The sequence below is a fragment of the Streptomyces sp. NBC_01264 genome (assembly GCF_026340675.1).
GTDB lineage: Bacteria > Actinomycetota > Actinomycetes > Streptomycetales > Streptomycetaceae > Streptomyces.
The window spans coordinates 3,527,649-3,547,521 of record NZ_JAPEOX010000001.1 but is presented as its reverse complement, the minus strand read 5'-3'; the positions used below and the strand labels follow the sequence as shown (position 1 = coordinate 3,547,521).

General features: G+C 72.3%; 17 protein-coding genes, 2 tRNA genes and 1 pseudogene. 17 read left to right on the top strand and 3 right to left on the bottom strand.

The window, feature by feature from the left end; all coding sequences use genetic code 11:
- The first annotated feature begins 159 nt into the window (after positions 1-159).
- The 3 genes from OG435_RS16440 (at position 160) to OG435_RS16430 (ending at position 3,315) form a co-directional block, all read left to right on the top strand.
- Complete coding sequence (locus OG435_RS16440) at positions 160-1,437, top strand: glutamate-5-semialdehyde dehydrogenase (protein ID WP_266877595.1); 1,278 nt, start codon at positions 160-162, stop codon at positions 1,435-1,437.
- Positions 1,438-1,514: 77 nt separating this feature from the next.
- Entirely contained in the window at positions 1,515-2,075 is a 561-nt protein-coding gene (locus OG435_RS16435) for a hypothetical protein (RefSeq protein WP_266877594.1), read from the top strand.
- A gap of 67 nt (positions 2,076-2,142) precedes the next feature.
- Entirely contained in the window at positions 2,143-3,315 is a 1,173-nt protein-coding gene (locus tag OG435_RS16430; RefSeq protein ID WP_266877593.1) for a hypothetical protein, read from the top strand.
- Here OG435_RS16430 and OG435_RS16425 read toward each other — a convergent pair.
- The gene (locus OG435_RS16425; protein ID WP_266877592.1) at positions 3,299-4,402 is read right to left on the bottom strand and encodes a M48 family metallopeptidase; all 1,104 of its coding nucleotides are present in this window, start codon (positions 4,400-4,402) and stop codon (positions 3,299-3,301) included. The genes OG435_RS16430 and OG435_RS16425 overlap by 17 nt on opposite strands.
- A 141-nt stretch (positions 4,403-4,543) precedes the next feature.
- On the opposite strand from OG435_RS16425, the gene OG435_RS16420 reads away from it, so the two are divergent.
- The 14 genes and pseudogenes from OG435_RS16420 (at position 4,544) to OG435_RS16355 (ending at position 19,150) form a co-directional block, all read left to right on the top strand.
- A complete protein-coding gene (locus OG435_RS16420) occupies positions 4,544-4,711 on the top strand; it encodes a hypothetical protein (RefSeq protein WP_266877591.1) in 168 nt (55 codons plus the stop codon).
- Positions 4,712-4,836: 125 nt separating this feature from the next.
- Positions 4,837-5,454: a nicotinate-nucleotide adenylyltransferase gene (gene nadD, locus OG435_RS16415; protein WP_266877590.1), complete on the top strand. Its 618-nt coding sequence runs from the start codon at positions 4,837-4,839 to the stop codon at positions 5,452-5,454.
- A gap of 24 nt (positions 5,455-5,478) precedes the next feature.
- Complete coding sequence (locus tag OG435_RS16410; protein WP_266877589.1) at positions 5,479-7,215, top strand: LCP family protein; 1,737 nt, start codon at positions 5,479-5,481, stop codon at positions 7,213-7,215.
- 141 nt (positions 7,216-7,356) lie between these two features.
- Positions 7,357-7,803, top strand: a complete 447-nt coding sequence (rsfS, locus tag OG435_RS16405; RefSeq protein ID WP_250739445.1) for a ribosome silencing factor — start codon at positions 7,357-7,359, stop codon at positions 7,801-7,803.
- Complete coding sequence (locus OG435_RS16400; RefSeq protein ID WP_430625759.1) at positions 7,800-8,504, top strand: histidine phosphatase family protein; 705 nt, start codon at positions 7,800-7,802, stop codon at positions 8,502-8,504. The genes rsfS and OG435_RS16400 overlap by 4 nt, the downstream gene beginning before the upstream one ends.
- Positions 8,505-8,616: 112 nt before the next feature.
- Positions 8,617-8,689, top strand: a tRNA-Ala gene (locus tag OG435_RS16395).
- Positions 8,690-8,825: 136 nt separating this feature from the next.
- A complete protein-coding gene (locus OG435_RS16390; protein WP_007264019.1) occupies positions 8,826-9,059 on the top strand; it encodes a hypothetical protein in 234 nt (77 codons plus the stop codon).
- 131 nt (positions 9,060-9,190) lie between these two features.
- Positions 9,191-9,263, top strand: a tRNA-Ala gene (locus OG435_RS16385).
- Between the two features lie 287 nt (positions 9,264-9,550).
- Positions 9,551-12,424 carry a leucine--tRNA ligase gene (gene leuS, locus OG435_RS16380; RefSeq protein ID WP_266877588.1) on the top strand — a complete coding sequence of 958 codons (2,874 nt, stop codon included), beginning with the start codon at positions 9,551-9,553 and terminating at the stop codon, positions 12,422-12,424.
- 145 nt (positions 12,425-12,569) lie between these two features.
- Positions 12,570-13,256, top strand: a complete 687-nt coding sequence (locus tag OG435_RS16375) for a hypothetical protein (protein ID WP_266877587.1) — start codon at positions 12,570-12,572, stop codon at positions 13,254-13,256.
- A 492-nt stretch (positions 13,257-13,748) separates the two neighbouring features.
- Positions 13,749-14,594 carry a DegV family protein gene (locus tag OG435_RS16370; protein ID WP_266877586.1) on the top strand — a complete coding sequence of 282 codons (846 nt, stop codon included), beginning with the start codon at positions 13,749-13,751 and terminating at the stop codon, positions 14,592-14,594.
- Between the two features lie 98 nt (positions 14,595-14,692).
- On the top strand, positions 14,693-15,688 hold the full coding sequence (locus OG435_RS16365) for a ComEA family DNA-binding protein (protein ID WP_266877585.1): 996 nt from the start codon (positions 14,693-14,695) through the stop codon (positions 15,686-15,688).
- Positions 15,689-15,900: 212 nt separating this feature from the next.
- A pseudogene (locus tag OG435_RS16360) lies at positions 15,901-18,132 on the top strand (ComEC/Rec2 family competence protein); the annotation flags it as partial.
- 136 nt (positions 18,133-18,268) lie between these two features.
- Positions 18,269-19,150, top strand: a complete 882-nt coding sequence (locus OG435_RS16355; RefSeq protein WP_430625636.1) for a YceI family protein — start codon at positions 18,269-18,271, stop codon at positions 19,148-19,150.
- A gap of 102 nt (positions 19,151-19,252) precedes the next feature.
- Here the strand turns inward: OG435_RS16355 and OG435_RS16350 are convergent, their stop codons facing one another.
- The gene (locus tag OG435_RS16350) at positions 19,253-19,501 is read right to left on the bottom strand and encodes a hypothetical protein (RefSeq protein WP_266877584.1); all 249 of its coding nucleotides are present in this window, start codon (positions 19,499-19,501) and stop codon (positions 19,253-19,255) included.
- 56 nt (positions 19,502-19,557) lie between these two features.
- Positions 19,558-19,818, bottom strand: coding sequence for a hypothetical protein (locus tag OG435_RS16345; protein ID WP_266877583.1), 261 nt, complete (start codon positions 19,816-19,818; stop codon positions 19,558-19,560).
- Between the last annotated feature and the right edge of the window lie 55 nt (positions 19,819-19,873).

Genomic DNA, 19,873 nt, shown 5'->3' with positions numbered 1-19,873 from the left:
GCGCCACCGCCGTCCCACCGGGCCCACGCCGGGACGGCGGGGCGAAGCCGGTAAGGCCCCCAAGGGGCCGCCCCGCGCGAGCGGCGCGGCAAAGAGGGAGCCATCTCGGGGGGTGGAACCCCCATCGGGGCCGGGCCCCGCGGGGATTACCCTGGCGGCATGACCTCGCTCGATGCCACGACCTCACCCGTGATCGCCACCGCGCAAGCCGCCCGGACCGCCGCCGCGGCCATCGCCCCACTGCCGCGGTCCGCCAAGGACAAGGCCCTGCTGGCCATCGCGGACGCGCTGGAGGCCCGTACGGCCGAGATCGTCGAGGCCAACGCCGTCGACACGGCGAAGGCGGCCGCCGCCGGGACCAGCGAGACCGTCATCGACCGTCTCACCCTCACCCCCGACCGCATCGCGGCCATCGCCTCCGACGTCCGTGACGTCGCGGCCCTGCCCGACCCCGTCGGCGAGGTCGTCCGCGGCTCCACGCTCCCCAACGGCATCGACCTCCGCCAGATCCGCGTCCCGCTCGGGGTCGTCGGCATCATCTACGAGGCCCGCCCCAACGTCACCGTCGACGCCGCCGCCCTCTGCCTGAAGTCCGGCAACGCCGTCCTCCTGCGCGGTTCCTCCTCGGCCTACGCCTCCAACACCGCCCTCGTCGGCATCCTGCGCGACGCCGTCGTGTCCGCCGGCCTGCCCGCCGACGCGATCCAGCTGGTCCCCGGGGAGTCCCGCGACTCCGTCCGCGAGCTGATGCGCGCCCGCGGCCTCGTCGACGTCCTCATCCCGCGCGGCGGCGCCTCGCTCATCAAGACCGTCGTCGAGGAATCCATCGTCCCGGTCATCGAGACCGGTACCGGCAACTGCCACGTCTACGTGGACGCCCAGGCCGACCTGGCCATGGCCGTGGACATCCTCGTCAACTCCAAGGCCCAGCGCCCCTCCGTCTGCAACTCCGCGGAGACCCTGCTCGTCCACCGGGACATCGCCGACGCCTTCCTGCCCCTCGCCCTGGACGCGCTCGCCGACGCCGGCGTGACCGTCCACGGCGACGAGCGGGTGCTCGCGTACGCGAAGGACTCCAAGGTGACCGCCCTGGCCGCCAACGACGAGGACTGGGCCGCCGAGTACCTCTCCTACGACATCGCCGCCGGTGTCGTCGACTCCCTCGACGAGGCCGTCGCCCACATCCGCCGCTGGACCTCCGGCCACACCGAGGCCATCGTCACCACCTCGCAGGCCGCCGCGCGCCTCTTCACCCAGCTGGTCGACTCGACCACGGTCGCCGTGAATGCGTCCACCCGGTTCACGGACGGTGGTCAGTTCGGCTTCGGCGCCGAGATCGGCATCTCGACGCAGAAGCTGCACGCCCGGGGCCCGATGGGGCTTCCCGAGCTCACCTCGACCAAGTACATCGTCACCGGCGACGGTCACGTGAGGTAGTCACCGCCTGAACACGGTGTGGCCGGATTTCGGCCTACACCCTGCCCAAAGGTGTCCCTCAGGTCTACGCTGGTCTCGTGCCGGACGACGTGGGGGGCAAACCGTTCCCGGACGACGGGGAGCCCGACGAGGACCGCGGAGGCGCGGACAAGGACTTCGCCTCCGTGGTGTTCGACGAGGACTTCGTCCGGAACGCCGAGATCCGTGAACCGAGCGCCGCAGAGCGCCAGCGGGCCGGCGACCGGGCACGCGCCGAGGCGGCCGAGGCCGCCCGCGCGGCCTTCGCCGGCGGCTGGACGGGCGACGAGGACTACGACGCGTACGCCTACGGCGGCGCCGACGGCCACCACTACGAGGACTCCGGCTGGGACCACGGCCACGGAGCCGGTGCCGCGGAAGGTCCGTACGGGGCCTACGGCGGCAGTCTGCGCCCCTATCGCGGCCGCTCTCCGTGGCTGCGCCCGGTCGCCTGGGTGCTCGCCTTCGTGATGGGGCTCGGCATGATCGCGCTCGCCTTCAGCGCCGTGTACCGCAGCGCGGCGAGCGACGCGGAACCGGCTCCGGCCCCCGCCATCACCCCCATGAGCGAAGTCGCCGGCGCCGGAGCGTTTATGGACCGCGTCAGCCGCCAACCCTGAAGGTACGACCCCGCTCCCCATCGCCGGAGCGGGGGCTTCTCTGGAGCGGGGACAGCGGGGAGAAGCGATGGCCATGCCAGGAGATCCGCCGAACGGCACCCCCGAGGGTGCCGGCGGGGCCGACGACGAGTTCCGGTCCGACGAGTACCGGTCCGTGGTGTTCGACGAGGACTTCGTCCGGGCTGCCCGGCTCCAGGAGTTCTCCGCACAGGAGCGCATGGGCGAGCACGCCCGCGCCGTACGGAGCCGCTCGATCTGGTCGAGCGGCGCGGGCCATCCGGGCTCCCGAAGCGGCTCCGGCGGCAGGGCGGCCCGGCAGGGCCGGATCATCGTGCTGTGCATCACCCTGGCGCTCGCCGGCGCGGTCTACATGGGGCTGCGCAATCCCTACGTGCCGCCCGCCGGGAACCCGGCCGAGGCGATGAGCGGCACCGTCGTCCCGCTCGCACCCTCCGAGCCCGTGCCGGGCGGCCGGCCCGCCGACCTGTACGCGCACAGCCCGGCGGCGCAGTACCGCATCGGGGCTGCCGGGATCACCTTCCCCGGCGTGCGCCGTACCCGCCACTTCAGCGAGGAGCAGGTCCAAACCGCGCTGACCATCGCCAAGGACTACCTGGTGCAGTCCTCGCTGGACCCCGACGTGCTGTCCGGCGAGGCCTCCCGGCCGGTGCGCGTCCTGCTCGACCCCGACCAGCTCACGCAGTTCGACCAGAGCATGCTCGCGCCGTCCGGCGACGGGCGGCACGCCGTCACGGGCTGGCTGGTCCGCTTCGATCCGGCGACCGCCGTGGTGGCCGACACCCGGGTCCGGGTCAGCGGGGTCCTCGCGGCGGCGGAGACCGCCCCGAACGCCCTGGAGGTGACCTCGGACCACACCTTCGTCTACGCCGTGCGCCCCGCCACCGGGCAGCCGGTCGTGGCGGACGGGGCCTCGCTCTTCACCGTCCGCCGCGAGCTGCGGCTGCGCTTCGACCGCGACGACCTCACGGCCCGGCGGGCGGAGCTCGTCTCGGCCTACGTGATGGCGGGCCCGCAGGCCTGCTCCGCCGACCCGGCCGGAGGCTTCCGCCCGCTGACGGCCGGCGCCGGGCCGACCACCACCGGCCCGGCCGCGACCGACCCGTACGCCAGTGGCAGTCCGCGCCGCACGTCCGGGCTGTGCGGGGTGCTCGCGCCGACGGCCGACCCGCGGGCCACCCCGGAGAGCACCCCGAAGGAGGGCGTCAGCCCTGCTCCGTAGCTCCGCCCTTGCCGGTGTCCCGGTCCTCGGCGCTGCCGCTGCCGCTCGAGCTCGAGGCGCCGCCGGTGGCGCCCGTGAACTTGTCCCGCAGCTTGCCGCCGAGGTCCGCCGTACCGCCGGCGATGTCGCCGACCAGCTTCATCAGCGGGTCCTTGCTGGTGCGCACCGAGTCGGCGTAGTGCGAGGCGGACTGGCGGAAGGAATCCGCCACCGAGGCGTCCTTGTCCTCCTCGCGGCGCGGGTAGTGGCCGTCCATGATCCGCTGGTAGTCCCGGTTCTGGGACCACTTCTTCAGCTCGGCCGCGCGCACCGTCGTGAAGGGGTGCGTGCGGGGCAGCACATTGAGGATCTTCAGTACGGAGTCGCGCAGATCGCCGCTCTTCTCGTACTCGTCGGCCTGGGCGAGGAAGGAGTCCACATTCATCTCGTGCAGGTGGTTGCCGCCCGCCAGCTTCATCAGCCCGCGCATCGAGGCGTGCACGTCCTGTCCCACCAGCAGGCCCGCCCGGTCCGCGGACAGCTCCGACTTGCGGAACCACTCGCGCAGCGCCGTCACGAGCGCCATGATCGCCACATTGCCCAGCGGGATCCACGCGACCTTGAGCGCCAGGGTCGTCAGGAACAGCAGGATCGTGCGGTACACGGAGTGCCCCGACAGGGCGTGGCCCACCTCGTGGCCCACCACCGCCCGCATCTCCTCCTCGTCGAGCAGCTCGACCAGGGCCGTCGTCACCACGATGATCGGCTCGTCCAGACCGATGCACATGGCGTTGGGCCTGGGGTCCTGCTGCACGTACATCTGCGGGACCTTCTCCAGGTCCAGGATGTAGCAGGCGTCCAGGAGCATCGTGTGCAGATGCCGGAACTGCGTCTCGCCCACCCGGACGGAGTCCGAGAGGAAGAGCAGTCGCAGACTGCGCTCGGGCAGCAGCCCGCTCAGTGCCTTGAAGACCGTGTCGAAGCCGGTCAGCTTGCGCAGGGCCACGAGCGCGGACCGGTCCGCCGGATGCTCGTACGCCCGTGAGGAAATACCGGGGAACCTCTTGCGGTCCCGCGCCGGTGCCTTTTCGAATCCCGTCCCCGTCATAGCGCCCTCCCCGTTGATGTGTGCGGCCACCCGCCCGTCTATCCTCTCCAACGCCTGAGTCGACGTGAGCGTGCCCCAGGCACCCGCATACGATGTGAGCGAAATCTCCGCCCGCTCCCCGACTCGATAGGTACCTGCCTGATGAGCCTCGCCTCCACCGCCCACAACCTGGTCGTCCTCGCCTCCGAGGGAGCCGAGAAGCACGGCGGCAACCACGACAGCCTGAGCCCGTACCTCACCGGTGGCGCCGCGTTCGGCATCCTCCTGCTGATGCTGTGGGTCACCACGCGCCTGAACCGGGACCGCTGACCCGTCGAAGGCTCAGCACCACCAGAACGGCCAGAACGCCCAGAACGCCCAGGACACCGCGTACGTCGAGTACGAGCCCGTAGGCGGGTCCCTGCCGCGCCACCGGGCCAGTAGGCTCTGCGCTCATGGGAGAGCAGGAAATGCAGACCGGCCCGGTCAAGCGCAGGCTCGGCGTGATGGGCGGGACGTTCGACCCGATCCACCACGGACACCTCGTGGCCGCCAGTGAGGTGGCCGCGCTGTTCCACCTCGACGAGGTGATGTTCGTACCGACCGGCGAGCCGTGGCAGAAGTCGCAGCGGGCCGTGTCGTCCGCCGAGGACCGGTATCTGATGACGGTCATCGCGACCGCGTCGAACCCGCAGTTCTCGGTGAGCCGCATCGACATCGACCGTGGCGGCCCCACCTACACGATCGATACCCTGAGGGACCTGAGCGCCCTCAACGACGACGCCGATCTCTTCTTCATCACCGGCGCCGACGCCCTCGCGCAGATCCTGACCTGGCGGAACGCCGAGGAGCTCTTCGCCCTCGCGCACTTCATCGGCGTCACCCGGCCGGGCCACGTGCTCACCGACGACGGCCTGCCCGAGGGAGGCGTCTCCCTCGTGGAAGTTCCGGCGCTGGCCATTTCGTCCACGGACTGCCGTGCACGCGTGGCCAAGGGGGATCCTGTCTGGTACCTCGTGCCCGACGGCGTGGTCCGCTACATCGACAAGCGTGAGCTGTACCGGGGAGCCTGAGCTTCCGGAGAGAGGGGCCCCGCGGTGAACGACCGACACGAGCCGTACGACCCGTATGCCGGCCAGGAGCAGCAGCTCGTCGGATACGACGCGTACGGGCGGCCGGTGTACGGCCAGGTGCCCGCGCAGCCGGCCTCCGACCCGGCGCCCCCCTACGAGCAGCAACAGCAGCAGTACGAGCAGGGCTACGGGTACGACTACCAGGGGTACGGCGGGCAGCAGGCCCCGCAGCCCCAGCAGTACTACGCGCAGCAGCCTCAGCAGCCCCAGCAGCAGTACCCGCAAGGCCCCCAGGCCCCGCAGTACGGGTACGACACCCAGGGCGTCCCGCTGTACGACACCCAGGCCACCCAGCATTGGATCCCGCAGCAGGCCGCCCCCGAGGCCCCGGCGCAGGCGCCCCTGCGGGCCCCCGCGCGCGAGCCGGAGTCCCGGCCCACCGGCGCGCAGGTCCCGGAGCCGCGCCGGGCGGAGGGACCGGGCGGCCAGGACCAGGGGCCCTCGTACCGCACCGAGCAGTTCGCCTTCATCGACCAGGAGGACGAGGACTCCGAGGACGTCATCGACTGGCTCGCCTTCACCGAGAGCCGGACCGAGCGCCGCGAGGAGGCCCGCAGGCGCGGCCGCAACCGGGTGGTGGCGCTGATCGTCGTCCTGGCCCTCTTCGTCGTCGCGGGCGTCGGCTACCTCTGGTACGCGGGCAAGCTGCCGTTCCTGGAGGGACCGGGCAAGGCGTCGAACGGCGCGGTCGCCTCGGGTCCGCAGAAGCGCGACATGATCGTCGTGCACCTGCACAACACCAGGAAGGGCGGCACGTCCACGGCGCTGCTCGTCGACAACGTGACCACCAAGCAGGGCGCCACCGTCCTGGTGCCGAACACCCTGAACGTCTCCAAGGACGACGGCACCACCGCCCAGCTGGGCAAGGCCGTCGCGGACGGGGGCCTGGGCGTACGGGAGTCCCTCGACTCGGTCTTCGGCACCCGCATCGGCGGCACCTGGCGGCTGGACACCCCCTTCCTGGAGAACTTCGTCGAGCTGGTCGGCGGCATCGAGGTCGACACCGACGTGGCCGTTCCGGCGGACGACGCGGCGAAGGTGCCCGCCGTCGGCAAGGGCCCGAAGCAGAGCCTCAGCGGTGCCATGGCCGTCGCGTACGCCACGTACCGGGCGCAGGGCGAGCCGGAGGCCAAGCAGCTGGACCGGCTCGGCAAGGTCCTGCTGGGCCTGCTGCGCAAGGTGCCGAGCGATCCGAAGTCGGCGGCGATGACCGTGGAGACCACCGGCCAGATCCTGGACCCGGCGCTGAACGCGCAGACGCTGGGCGCGCTGCTGAGCAAGCTCGGCGAGCACGCCAAGGTGGGCGCGTACCGCACCGACCTGCTCGGGGTGAAGGCGGACGGCGGCCTCACGGACGAGGCCAACAAGAAGGTCGTCAAGGAGGTCCTCGGCGGCTCCGTCACGGAGGCCCAGCCCGGTGCCCTGCCGCGGGTCGGCCTGAAGGACGCGACCGGCGACGACAAGACGGGCACGGCGGCGAAGGCGGCCCTGCTCAACGGCGGCTACACGCTGGTGGAGGGCGGAAAGGCCGACAAGACCGCGCCCACGTCGCAGATCACGTACCAGGACGACGCGCAGCGGGACAGGGCGATGGAGGTCGCCAAGACGCTCGGACTGCCCGAGACGGCAGTGAAGAAGGCCGAGAACGCGGTGAACGCGGACATCGTGGTGACGCTGGGCAAGGATTACAAAGCGTCCTGACCCCTCCCGAGGCCTACTGCGGCCTACTGCGGCGGCACCCGTCGGGTGCGGCTCCGCCCGCGCGGCACGCTGCGCGCGGGCGGTGTCGGCGGTACATGAGACCCTTGTAAGGATCTGCCCGCCAACCCGAAAGCATGGCCAGTGACCGCCACGGACCGCTCCATCGAGCTCATCACCGCCGCCGCCCAGGCCGCGGCCGACCGGCTCGCGCACGACATCATCGCGTACGACGTCAGCGACGTGCTGTCGATCACCGACGCCTTCCTGCTCGCTTCGGCGCCCAACGACCGCCAGGTCAAGTCGATCGTCGACGAGATCGAGGAGAAGCTCCTGAAGGAGCTGGGCGCCAAGCCGGTGCGCCGCGAGGGCGACCGCGACGCCCGCTGGATCCTGCTCGACTACATCGACATCGTCGTCCACGTGCAGCACAGCGAGGAGCGCGTCTTCTACGCGCTGGAGCGCCTGTGGAAGGACTGCCCCGAGATCGACCTCCCCGAGGACGCCAAGCTCACCAAGGGCAAGGCCGAGGAGCACGCCGCGCTGCGCGCCGCGCAGGGCGACGACGAACTGGACGGTGATCTGTTCTGAGCGCGACCCACGAGGGCACGACCGACGGCCGTACGCCCGGTGGCGGTACGACCAGCGGCAACGGCCGGACCAGCCGCAAGATCGTCCTGTGGCGGCACGGCCAGACCTCCTGGAACCTGGAGCGCCGTTTCCAGGGCTCCACGGACATCGAGCTGACCGAGGCCGGTGTGGCGCAGGCGCGCCGTGCCGCCCGGCTGCTCGCCTCACTGAAGCCCGACGCCATCGTCGCCTCGGACCTGATGCGCGCCGCCGCCACGGCTGCCGAACTGGCGGCCGTCACGGGTCTGGCGGTGACGCACGACGAGAAGCTGCGCGAGACGTACGCCGGCGAATGGCAGGGCCTCACGCACGACGAGATCCTGGACAAGTACGGCGACCAGTACGCGGCGTGGAAGCGCGGCGAGGTGGTCCGCCGCGGCGGCGGCGAGCTGGAGACCGAGGTCGCCGACCGGGCCGCGCCGGTGGTGCTGGAGCACGCCGACCGACTGCCCCCGGGCGGCACGCTCGTGGTGGTCAGCCACGGCGGCACCATCCGTACGACGATCGGCCGCCTGCTGGGCCTGGACTCGTACTACTGGGAGGGCCTGGGCGGGCTCTCCAACTGCTGCTGGTCCGTGCTGGGCGAGGGCGCGCGCGGCTGGCGGCTGATGGAACACAACGCCGGCACGCTGCCCGAACCGGTGCTCGGCGACGACGACTGAGCCCACCTCGGAGCGGCTCCCACCCGGATTTCACTTTCCGGCTGGTCACAGGCTAGAGTTCTTCTTGTTCGCAGCGCAGAACACCGGAAACGGGGGGAGCGTCGCGGAGAGCGGGGCTATAGCTCAGTTGGTAGAGCGCCTGCATGGCATGCAGGAGGTCTGGAGTTCAATTCTCCATAGCTCCACAATCAAGATCCCGTCCCCAACAGGGGGCGGGATCTTTGCTTTTGTCCACAGCTGCCCGAGCGGGCACCGGCATGGCAGAATCGGACGGCCGGAGGGGGACGACGACGGCCCGACGCGGGAGGGAGTCGCTGACGGATGGGTGCACACCGGCGGCGGTGCGACTGGTGCAACAACGGCACGCCGATCGTGCGGGACATGGAGCCGGTCAACCCCGACTACCAGTACTGGTGCGAGGAATGCGCGCGGGCGCTGATCATAAAAGGCGACCCGATCGAGACCTACCGCGAGCTGGAGGGCGAGCCGATCTACGGGCGACTGCTCGACGAGCACTGCACGCTGAAGCGGTTCTACCAGTTCGCTCGCGCGTGACGATATGGGTCAAATCGGTCATGGCTCCCGGGTGGTAGAAACCAATTTTTGGACCAGGGCCATGACCGTGTAATGTTTGGGACGTCGCCAAGGGGAACCGGAAACGGGGAGCGAAGCGGCAGGTAGGGCAAGGGGCTATAGCTCAGTTGGTAGAGCGCCTGCATGGCATGCAGGAGGTCTGGAGTTCAATTCTCCATAGCTCCACAGTGAAGAAGCGGGCCACCCGGAACGGGTGGCCCGCTTCTCGTTATGTCCTGCCGGTCCCGTCGTGTCCCGTCGTGCGTCCACCGGCCGGAAGGGCAGAGCACCGTCGGGGGCCGCTGCGGTACCCTGACGCCATGCGTGCCGTACGCCTTCTGCTTACCGAGCCGCGCTGAACAGTTCCGACCCCACGAAGCGGTCGGCCCCGGCGCGGCGCCCCCTCCTGTGCGAGGGGTTTTTTCGTTTGGGCAGCAGAGACGGCAGAGACGATCGATGGAGCTTCAGAAATCATGAGCGAGACGAACACCCCGGCCCCCGAGGCGGCCGAGGCGCACCGTTACACGGCTGCCATGGCCGCCGACATCGAGGCACGCTGGCAGGACGTATGGGACGCGCAGGGCACGTACGAGGCCCCCAACCCGACCGGTGACCTGGCCGGCGACGCCGCGGTCGTGGCGCGCCCCAAGAAGTTCATCATGGACATGTTCCCGTACCCCTCGGGCGCGGGCCTGCACGTCGGCCACCCGCTCGGGTACATCGCCACCGACGTCTTCGCCCGCCACCAGCGGATGACCGGCCACAACGTCCTGCACACCCTGGGATTCGACGCCTTCGGCCTGCCGGCCGAGCAGTACGCCGTGCAGACCGGCACGCACCCGCGCGTGTCGACCGAGGCGAACATCGAGAACATGAAGGTCCAGCTGCGCCGGCTGGGCCTGGGCCACGACAAGCGCCGGTCGTTCGCGACGATCGACCCGGACTACTACAAGTGGACCCAGTGGATCTTCCTGCAGATCTACAACTCCTGGTACGACGCGGACGCCGCCAAGGCCCGGCCCATCGCCGAGCTGGTCGCCTCCTTCGAGGACGGCTCACGTGAGCTGCCCGGCGGAGCCTCCTGGGCCTCGCTGAGCGCGGGCGAGCGGGCCGACGTACTGAACGGGTACCGGCTGGCGTACGCCTCCGACGCGCCCGTCAACTGGTGCCCCGGGCTGGGCACCGTACTGGCCAACGAGGAAGTCACCGCCGACGGCCGGTCCGAGCGCGGCAACTTCCCCGTCTTCAAGTCCAAGCTGAGCCAGTGGAACATGCGGATCACGGCCTACGCCGACCGCCTGATCGACGACCTGGAGGCGCTGGACTGGCCCGAGGCCATCAAGCTGCAGCAGCGCAACTGGATCGGCCGCAGCGAGGGCGCGCGCCTGGACTTCGCGGTCGGCGACGGCGAAGCCATCACCGTCTTCACCACCCGCCCCGACACGCTGTTCGGCGCCACCTACATGGTGCTGGCCCCCGAGCACGAGCTGGTCGCCAAGATCGTCCCGGCCGAGTGGCCCGAGGGCACCCACCAGCTGTGGACCGGCGGCAACGCGACGCCCGCCGAGGCCGTGGACTCGTACCGCAAGCAGGCCGCCGCGAAGTCGGACGTCGAGCGGCAGGCCGAGGCCAAGGACAAGACCGGTGTCTTCACCGGTGCGTTCGCGGTCAACCCGGTCAGCGGCGACCTGGTCCCCGTCTTCATCGCGGACTACGTCCTGATGGGCTACGGCACCGGCGCGATCATGGCCGTCCCGGCGCACGACGGCCGTGACTTCGAGTTCGCGCGCGCCTTCGAGCTGCCGATGCGCTGCGTGGTCCAGCCCACGGACGACCGCGACGCCGACCCGCTGGAGTGGGACGGCGCGTTCACCTCGTACGACGGCACCATCGTCAACTCGACGGGCGAGGGCATCTCGCTGGACGGTCTGGGCGTGGTCGAGGCCAAGGCCGCGATCACCGACTGGCTGAACGAGCGCGGCATCGGCGAGGGGACCGTCAACTTCCGGCTGCGGGACTGGCTGTTCAGCCGCCAGCGCTACTGGGGCGAGCCCTTCCCGATCGTCTACGACGAGGACGGCGTCGCCTACCCGCTGCCCGAGTCGATGCTGCCGCTGGAGCTGCCGGAGGTCGAGGACTACTCGCCGCGCACCTTCGAGCCCGACGACGCGGCCTCCCAGCCGGAGACCCCGCTGTCGCGCAACCAGGAGTGGGTCAACGTCGAGCTGGACCTGGGCGACGGGCGCGGGGTGCGCCCGTTCCGGCGCGAGACCAACACCATGCCGAACTGGGCCGGCTCCTGCTGGTACGAGCTGCGCTACCTGGACCCGAACAACTCCGAGGCGCTGGTCGACCCGGAGATCGAGCAGTACTGGATGGGCCCGCGCGAGGGTCAGCCGCACGGCGGCGTCGACCTGTACGTGGGCGGCGCCGAGCACGCGGTGCTGCACCTGCTGTACGCGCGCTTCTGGTCCAAGGTGCTGTTCGACCTGGGGCACGTCTCCTCGGTGGAACCGTTCCACAAGCTGTTCAACCAGGGCATGATCCAGGCGTACGCGTACACCGACTCGCGCGGTGTGTACGTCCCGGCGGCCGAGGTCGAAGAGCGGAACGGTGGCTACTTCTACCAGGGCGAGCCGGTCAAGCGCGAGCACGGCAAGATGGGCAAGTCCCTGAAGAACGCCGTCACGCCGGACGAGATCTGCGCGGAGTACGGCGCGGACACCCTGCGCCTGTACGAGATGGCGATGGGCCCGCTGGACGTCTCGCGCCCCTGGGACACCCGTGCCGTCGTCGGCCAGTACCGGCTGCTGCAGCGCCTGTGGCGCAACGTGGTGGACGAGGAGACGGGCACCGTGACGGTCGTCGACGCGGAGCCGGACGAGGCCACCCTGCGCGCGCTGCACAAGGCGATCGACGGGGTCGGCGGTGACATGACCGGGCTGCGGTTCAACACGGCCATCGCGAAGATCACCGAGCTGAACAACACCCTGACGAAGGCGGGCCGGCCGCTGGAGCGCTCGGTCGCGGAGCGACTGGTGCTGCTGGTGGCCCCGCTGGCGCCGCACATCGCCGAGGAGCTGTGGCAGCGCCTGGGCCACGGCGAGTCGGTCGTCCACCAGGACTTCCCGGTCGCGGACCCGGCGTACGTCGTGGACGAGAGCGTCACGTGCGTCGTCCAGATCAAGGGCAAGGTCAAGGCCCGCCTGGAGGTGTCTCCGGCGATCTCCGACGCGGAGCTGGAGCAGCTGGCGCTGGGCGACGAGACGGTCGTGGCGGCGCTGGGCGGGGCGGAGATCCGCAAGGTGATCGTGCGCGCGCCGAAGCTGGTGAACATCGTCGTCTGACGTCAGACGTCTGGTGTCTGACGTCTGTTGTCAGACGCGTCTAGGGGTATTCCCGTACGGGCAGGTTGGGGGTTCGATTGGAACCCGCGGCCTGCCCGTGGCGTTTACGGTGGAAGGGACGCAATCGGCTGGGGAAGGGACCCTCATGGAGGCGGCTTTTATCATCGTGGCCCTGGTGCTGCTGTTCGCCTTCCTGGGGCTCGGTGTCTACGTGACGACGAAGGTGGTCAAGGCCGCCGCGCGCGGTGTGGACCGGACCATCACCCAGGCCCGACGCACGGTGGAGGACACCACCCTGAAGGCCCGCAGCTTCGGCCAGGTCGGTGTGCCCGGCGCGCTGGCCACGCTGCGCCTGGACCTGCGGAACTCGATGCGGGCGACGCAGCAGGCCTTGTACGAGGGGGTCCAGACGGACGCCTCGCTGAAGGAGTCGATCGGACTGTTCGAGCGGCTGAGCGCGCACGGGCACGAACTCGACGGCGAGCTGAAGCGCCTGGAGGCGGAGCCCGACCGGCAGCGGATCGCGGCGGTCCTGCCGGACCTGCGGGAGCGCACGGCGCAGATCACGCAGGCGTCGGACTCCCTGCGCTGGGCGGCGCGCGACCGGGCCCGGCGCTTCGCGGAGGACGACCTGACGCACCTGTCGGCCCAGATCGACGTCGAGTCGGGCGCCCTGAGGGACTGGTCCAGCCCCCCGTCCGATGCCTTCCCCCACTCGACCCCCACGCCGCCTCCCACATGGAACACCCCCGAGCCCGCGGCCCTCACGGTACCCACGCCGACCCCCGAGTACCCCTGGCAGAAGACCCGCCGCCCGGAGGCGACGACCTGAGCGGGGCGGGGGTTGGGCCTGTTGAGCCGTCCGGCGTTTGAGGACCGGGGTCTGGGGCGGAGCCCCAGGGGGTCCGGGCACAGCCCGGTACCCCTCCAGCCCGTCCGGCGTTTGAGGACCGGGTCCGGGCGGAGCCCGGGGCCTCTGCTTCCAGCCGGTCCGGTGTTTGAGGACCGGGTCCGGGTGCAGCCCGGGGCCTCTGCTTCCAGCCGGTCCGGCGCTTGAGGACCGGGGTCCGGGCAGCGCCCGGGGAACGGTGGAAGGGCGGGTAGGGGACCCAGCCCCGCAGGGCCCACCCAGCCGCACCGCACGCCGCCCCGGCCGGACCCCAGCCGAGAGTCCAGGGGCAGCTGGCGAGGGACCACCAAGAGCCCGGGGACGGCCCGGGGAGGGCCGGGACGGCCCGGCCGGACGCCACCCGAAGCGACGGCCGCAGGCCCGCCGACGGACCCGGGCTGCCGGAACACCCCCACTGCCGGTAACCTCCGCCTCATGTCCCGCCATGTCGCGATCGTCACGGATTCCACGGCCTACCTGCCCCAACCGGCCATGGCGCGGCACGGAATCACCTCCGTCCCGCTGACCGTGGTCCTCGGCGACGAGGCCCTGGAAGAGGGCACCGAGATCTCGGCCAGGAGTCTCGCCCTGGCCCTGCAGAAGCGCCGCTCGGTCACCACGTCCCGCCCCAGCCCCGAGGACTTCGCCCGGGCCTACCGGGCCGCCGTGGAGGCCGGGGCGACCGCCATCGTCAGCCTGCACCTGTCGGCGGAGTTCTCCGGCACCTACGACGCCGCCGTCCTCGCCGCGAAGACCGCCCCGGTGCCCGTCCGCGTCGTCGACACCGGCATGGTCGCCATGGCCCTGGGCTTCTGCGCCCTGGCCGCGGCGGAGGTGTCCGAAGCCGGGGGTTCCCTCGACGAGGCCGTCGCCGCCGCCGAGAAGCGGGCCGCTGGCATGTCCGCGTACTTCTACGTGGACACCCTCGACTACCTCCGCCGAGGCGGCCGCATCGGGGCCGCGCAGGCCCTCCTCGGCTCGGCGCTCGCGGTCAAGCCGCTGCTGACGCTGGACGGCGGACGGATCGAGATGCTGGAGAAGGTGCGTACGGCCTCCAAGGCCATCGCCCGCCTCGAGGAGCTTGCCGTCGAGCGCGCCGGGTCGGGCCCCGTCGACGTGGCCGTGCACCACCTCGCGGCCCCGGAACGCGCGGAGAAACTGGCGCAGAGGCTTCGGGAGCGCATCCCCGGGCTGGTCGAGATGCACGTCAGCGAGGTCGGTGCGGTGATCGGCGCACACACCGGACCGGGGTTGCTGGCGGCGGTCGTCTCCCCGCGCTGATCACCGGATCGAGTGACGGAGATATCCACAACAGCCGGTCCATCCACCGGAATTGAAGCTTCCGAACGCGTGTCGGGGATCGGCCCTACCGTCGTGGCATGACTCTTCGTACGCGCACGTCAGGTCCCGCCGGCGCCACCAGTGGCCCCGGCCGTCCCCGCCTCTCCGACGGTCGTCTGCGCCACCGCCGCGCAGCGCGACCGGGCCACCCCGATCCCGCGGTGGTGCGGCGCCGGGCCGAGGCCCTGCTCGGAGCGGGCCGGCCCCCGGGCGCTCCGCCGCCAGCTGGGGCGGCGCCGCGGGGCAACCCATCCGTCGGGGTGGTGGCCGGCCCGGAGGCTCCGACCCTGCCGGATCCGTCGGCCAGGCCCCGTCCGGCGGTCCGGTCCGAGGTGCCTGCCCGGGGCGGGGCGGAGGTTCCGCCCGAGGAGCGGGCGGTGCCCGGCGGGGCCTTACGGTGGCTCGCGCTGAGGGAGCGGCTGCCCGTGTGGCTCCACACCCGCTGCGGGGTGGAGCCGCGCACGGTGGCGGCCGTCTCGGTGGTGCTCGTCGTCGCCCTCGGGTTCGCCGTGCAGCAGTACGGGGCGGCCCGGCCCCGGCCGGTGACCGCACCCGCCGTGGTGGCCCCCGCGGCGGCCGCCGTGCCGGCTCCGACCGCGGTGCGGGCGGGTCCGGGTGCCGGTCCCGTCCTGGTGGACGTCAGCGGCAAGGTCCGCGAACCCGGGGTGCGCAAGCTGCCACCGGGATCGCGGGTGGAGGACGCCTTGGCCGCCGCCGGGGGAGTGCGGCCCGGGACGGACACGACCGGCCTGAACAGGGCCCGCGTCCTGTTGGACGGCGAACAGGTAATGGTGGGCGCTCCCGCCCCGCCGCCACCGACGGGCCGGGGCGGCCCCGCCTCCGGACCGCTGAGCCTGGGCACGGCCACGGCCGAGCAACTGGACGGCCTGCCGGGGGTGGGCCCCGTCCTCGCGCAGCACATCGTGGACTTCCGCACGGTGCGCGGGGGCTTCCGCTCCGTGGAGGAGCTCCGCCAGGTCAACGGGATCGGTGAGCGCCGGTTCGCCGACCTGCGCGAGTTGGTGCGGCCGTGAGGCGGCACGCCGGACCGGGGCAGGGTCCGGCCGCCGTGGGTCCGGCCGCGCGGGGGGACTTGGAGGGGGGTCCGGGCGGGCGGGAGCAAGGGGTGGGGGATGCAGGGCCGGTGGATCTGCGGCTCGTGGGGCCGGCCCTCGCCTTCTGGGGTGCGGCTGCCGTGGGGCTCGGGATGCCCGTCGGAGGCAGTGCCGTCATGGCGGGGCTGGGGATGGGTGCGGCCGGGCTGCTGATGCTGGCGGGCCGCAGGCGCTCCGTACCGTTCCGGACGGCCCTGGCAGCGGTTCTGCTGTGCGCGGCCGCCGGGGCCGGAGTGGCGGGGCTCCAGCGGGCCGAGGCGCGGGCCGGACCGGTCCCGGAGCTGGCCCGGGAGCATGCTCGGGTGCTGGCGGACCTCACCGTGGGCTCCGATCCGCGGACGGCGCGGACCGGGAGCGGGCCGCCGGTGGTGGTGCTCGACGCCGTGGTGACCCGGGTGACCGGGCCCGACGGTGCCCGGACCCGGGTCTCGACGCCCGTGCGGGTGCTGGCCGGGCATCCTGGGTGGGCCCGGTTGCAGCCTTCGACACGGGTCGAGGTGGTGGCCCGGCTGGCCCCGGCACGGGACGGGGAGCGGGCCGTCGCCCTGCTCCGTCCGGCCGGGGACACCCCACCACGGGTGACCGGCGGGCCGGACACCGTGCAGCGGATCGCCGGGCGGCTGCGGGCCGGGCTGCGCGAGGTCACCGACGGGCTGGCCCCGGACGCCAGGGCACTGCTGCCCGGGCTGGTGGTCGGGGACACCTCCCGGGTGGAGCCCGATCTGCACGACGCGTTCCGCGCCACCGATCTGCTGCACCTGCTGGCCGTCTCCGGCTCCAACCTGACCGTGGTGCTCTTCCTGCTCATCGGGGCACCGGCCCGCGCGCAGCAGGCCGAGCGCGGCGGGCTCGCCCCGCGCCTCGGGCTCTCGCTGCGGGCGACGGCCCTGTGCGGGGTGGCGCTGACCCTGGCCTTCGTGGTGGTGTGCCGGCCGGAGCCCAGCGTGCTGCGGGCGGCGGCCTGCGGCTCGGTCACCCTGCTGGCCATCGCCACCGGGCGGCGCAGATCCCTGATCCCGGCACTGGCCGCCGCCGTCCTGCTCCTGGTGCTCTACGACCCCTGGCTGGCCCGGAGCTACGGCTTCCTCCTCTCCGTCCTGGCCACTGGGGCCCTGCTGACGCTGGCTCCCCGGTGGAGCGAGGCCCTGGTTCGGCGCGGGATGCGGCCCCGCCTGGCCGAGGCGCTGGCGGCCGCCGCGGCGGCCCAGGCGGTGTGCGCGCCGGTCGTGGCGGTGCTGTCGGCCCGGGTGAGCCTCGTGGCGGTTCCCTGCAACCTGCTGGCGGAGCTGGCGGCGGGACCCGCGACGATCCTGGGGTTCGCCGCGCTGGCGACCGCCCCGGTGTGCCGGCCCGTGTCCGAACTGCTCGCCTGGTGCGCGGGCGTGCCCGCCGGGTGGATCGCCGCCGTGGCCCGGGCCGGGGCGGGACTGCCCGGGGCGGAGCTGGGCTGGCCCGGCGGGGTGGGCGGAGGGTTGCTGCTCGCCGCGGCCACCTTCGCGGCGGTGCTGCTCGGCAGACGGGTCGGCCGTGGACGATGGCTCGCCTCCGCCCTGGCCGTGCTGCTGATCCTCGCCGTACTCAGGCCGCCACTGGTCACTCGTACGGTCAGGGGCTGGCCGCCGCCCGACTGGATCTACACCCAGTGCGCGGTGGGCCAGGGGGACGCCGCCGTCCTCGCGGTCGGCCCGGGTACGGCGGTGGTGGTGGACGCGGGCCCCGAGCCGGGGCCGGTGGACGCGTGCCTGAGGGAACTGGGTGTGAGCAGGGTTCCGTTGATTTTGCTGACGCACTTTCACGCCGACCACGTGGGCGGGTTGGCGGGGGTGCTCAAGGGCCGCTCGGTGGGTGTGGTGCAAGTCACCGGACTGGAAGAACCGCCCGGGCAGGCCGCGTTCGTGCGGCGGACGGCCGCGGCGGCCGGAGCCCCCCTCGTCCGTGCCGTGGAGGGGGAGCGGCGCCGGGCCGGGCCTCTGGAGTGGCAGGTGCTGTGGCCGGCCGGGGACGCCTTCCCCGAGGGGCCCAACGACGCGAGCGTGGCCCTGCTGGTGCGCGCCGCGGGCCTGACCCTCCTCCTGCTCGGCGACCTCGAACCTGGCTCCCAGCAGGCTCTGCTGAGGAACCATCCGGAACTGGGGCCCGTCGACGTCCTCAAGGTCGCCCACCACGGCAGCGCCCATCAGGATCCCGGACTGCACGAGCGGATCCGGCCGCGCCTCGCGATCGTCCCGGTGGGCGCCGGGAACAGGTACGGGCACCCCGCGGCGGATACGCTCGCCCGGCTGCGGGAGCTGGGCGCGGCCGTGCTGCGCACGGACCAGGACGGGTCGGTCGCCGTCACCGGCAGCGGTCCGCGACTGCGGGCGTTCCCGGCCATTCGCCGACGGGGCCGTCCCGGGCATACCAGGAGTGACCACTCCGTTTGCCCCCAACCCGACAGCATGATCGAATGCGTTTTCGCCAGAGCGGTCCAAGTCCACACAGCACGGGGGTGCATAAACCATGTTCAGTCGCAGACGGGGGATGGAGACGGCGGGAAGCGCCAGTCCCCAGACATCCGCGACACTGACGCTTCCTCATACCGCACGGCTGCTCAGCTGCCGGGTGCTCGACGCGGTCCACCGGCCGGTGCGGCAGGCCACGTTCGAGGTGACCGACCCGATAGGCCGGCGGATCGTCAGCGGGGAGACCGACCCGTTCGGCGGGTTCACGGCGGCCGTGCCGGAGGGCGAGTACCGGCTGGCCGTCACGGCCGAGGGGTACGCGCCCTTCCACGGGGCGACCCTGGTGGGGGACTCGGCGCAGCCGGGCACCGGGGAGATCGTCCTGGATCCGGTGGACCCGCCGCGGCTGCCGCAGCCGGGCCACTGGGAGCTCGACCCGGGGCATTCCTCGATCGGGTTCTCGGCCCGGCACATCGGCTTCGCCCGGATCAACGGCCGGTTCAACACCTTCGTCGGCGCGGTGCGGATAGCCGACCGCATGGAGGACTCCTCCATGCGCGTGATCATCGACGCGGCGAGCATCGACACCGGGCTGCGGATGCGGGACGACCACCTGCGCTCCGCGGACTTCCTGGACGCGGCCCGCCACCCGACGGTGGAGTTCTACAGCGAGCGGTTCATCCACCGCAGCGGCAGCCGCTGGTCCGTGGCGGGCGCTCTCACCCTCCACGGGGTCAGCCGGTCCGTCACCCTGGACACCCAGTACCTGGGGCTGGGCACGGGCCTGGAGGGCGAGCCGAGGGCGGCCTGCCGGGCGACGGCCGAACTGAACCGCGAGGACTTCACGCTGAACTGGCAGTCCATGCTGGCGCAGGGGATCGCGGCGATCGGTTCGAACGTGGACGTGACCCTGGACATGCAGGTCGTGCACAAGGCCTGACCGAGCGGGGTCCGCCGGCGGCTGTGCCGCGGCGGCCCGCACATCCACCGGATGCGCGGACCGCCGCGGCGGGGGAACGCCAGGAGGCCGAGGGAGGCGCGGTCAGCTGCCGGGTGGTGTCGTGTCCGCAGCGTCGGAGGGCCTGGGTACGACTCCGTCCAGCGGGGCCATCACCCAGTGCTCGCCCTCCCAGGTCACCGTCTCGGTCACCGGGACGGGCGCCCGGTCCGTACCGGCCGTGCCGCTGAGCGTCACCTTCCACATGCCGCTGAATTCCGACGTGCGGCTCCAGCTGACGTCCCAGTCCCGCCCGCCGTATGCGGCGATCCGGGCCCGTCCCCGCCGCCGCATCCGGAGAGCAGCGCGGCACAGGGCACGCTCACCAGGATCGACACGGAGCCGGGCAGCTACGGGGCTTCGAGCCAGCCGTCGTACTCGGTGGCGAGCTCGTCCAGGGCCGTGGCGTCCAGCTGTTCGCGCGGGTCCTCGACGACCACCAGCCACTGGGCGTCCTCGGCGTCGTCCTCACCGGCGAGGGCGTCGCGGACCAGCTGCGGTTCCTCCGGGAGGCCGAAGCGGTCGACGACCTCGCGCGCCACCTCCTCGGCGGCGTCGCGGTCGGGCAGGACCAGTACATGTCGCACGTTCACCCGGACATTCTCGGCCATGGGGGAAGGGCCGGGCCGCGAGGGTCTGTCAGTGCGGCGTGGGATGCTGGAGGCG

Excerpts from the sequence above, each read along its gene's own strand:
- OG435_RS16440 (WP_266877595.1), top strand. The coding sequence starts at position 160 with ATGACCTCGCTCGATGCCACGACCTCACCCGTGATCGCCACCGCGCAA.
- OG435_RS16430 (WP_266877593.1), top strand. The coding sequence starts at position 2,143 with ATGGCCATGCCAGGAGATCCGCCGAACGGCACCCCCGAGGGTGCCGGC.
- OG435_RS16425 (WP_266877592.1), bottom strand. The coding sequence starts at position 4,402 with ATGACGGGGACGGGATTCGAAAAGGCACCGGCGCGGGACCGCAAGAGG.
- OG435_RS16420 (WP_266877591.1), top strand. The coding sequence starts at position 4,544 with ATGAGCCTCGCCTCCACCGCCCACAACCTGGTCGTCCTCGCCTCCGAG.
- nadD (WP_266877590.1), top strand. The coding sequence starts at position 4,837 with ATGGGAGAGCAGGAAATGCAGACCGGCCCGGTCAAGCGCAGGCTCGGC.
- OG435_RS16390 (WP_007264019.1), top strand. The coding sequence starts at position 8,826 with ATGGGTGCACACCGGCGGCGGTGCGACTGGTGCAACAACGGCACGCCG.
- leuS (WP_266877588.1), top strand. The coding sequence starts at position 9,551 with ATGAGCGAGACGAACACCCCGGCCCCCGAGGCGGCCGAGGCGCACCGT.
- OG435_RS16375 (WP_266877587.1), top strand. The coding sequence starts at position 12,570 with ATGGAGGCGGCTTTTATCATCGTGGCCCTGGTGCTGCTGTTCGCCTTC.
- OG435_RS16370 (WP_266877586.1), top strand. The coding sequence starts at position 13,749 with ATGTCCCGCCATGTCGCGATCGTCACGGATTCCACGGCCTACCTGCCC.
- OG435_RS16365 (WP_266877585.1), top strand. The coding sequence starts at position 14,693 with ATGACTCTTCGTACGCGCACGTCAGGTCCCGCCGGCGCCACCAGTGGC.
- OG435_RS16355 (WP_430625636.1), top strand. The coding sequence starts at position 18,269 with ATGTTCAGTCGCAGACGGGGGATGGAGACGGCGGGAAGCGCCAGTCCC.
- OG435_RS16350 (WP_266877584.1), bottom strand. The coding sequence starts at position 19,501 with ATGCGGCGGCGGGGACGGGCCCGGATCGCCGCATACGGCGGGCGGGAC.
- OG435_RS16345 (WP_266877583.1), bottom strand. The coding sequence starts at position 19,818 with ATGGCCGAGAATGTCCGGGTGAACGTGCGACATGTACTGGTCCTGCCC.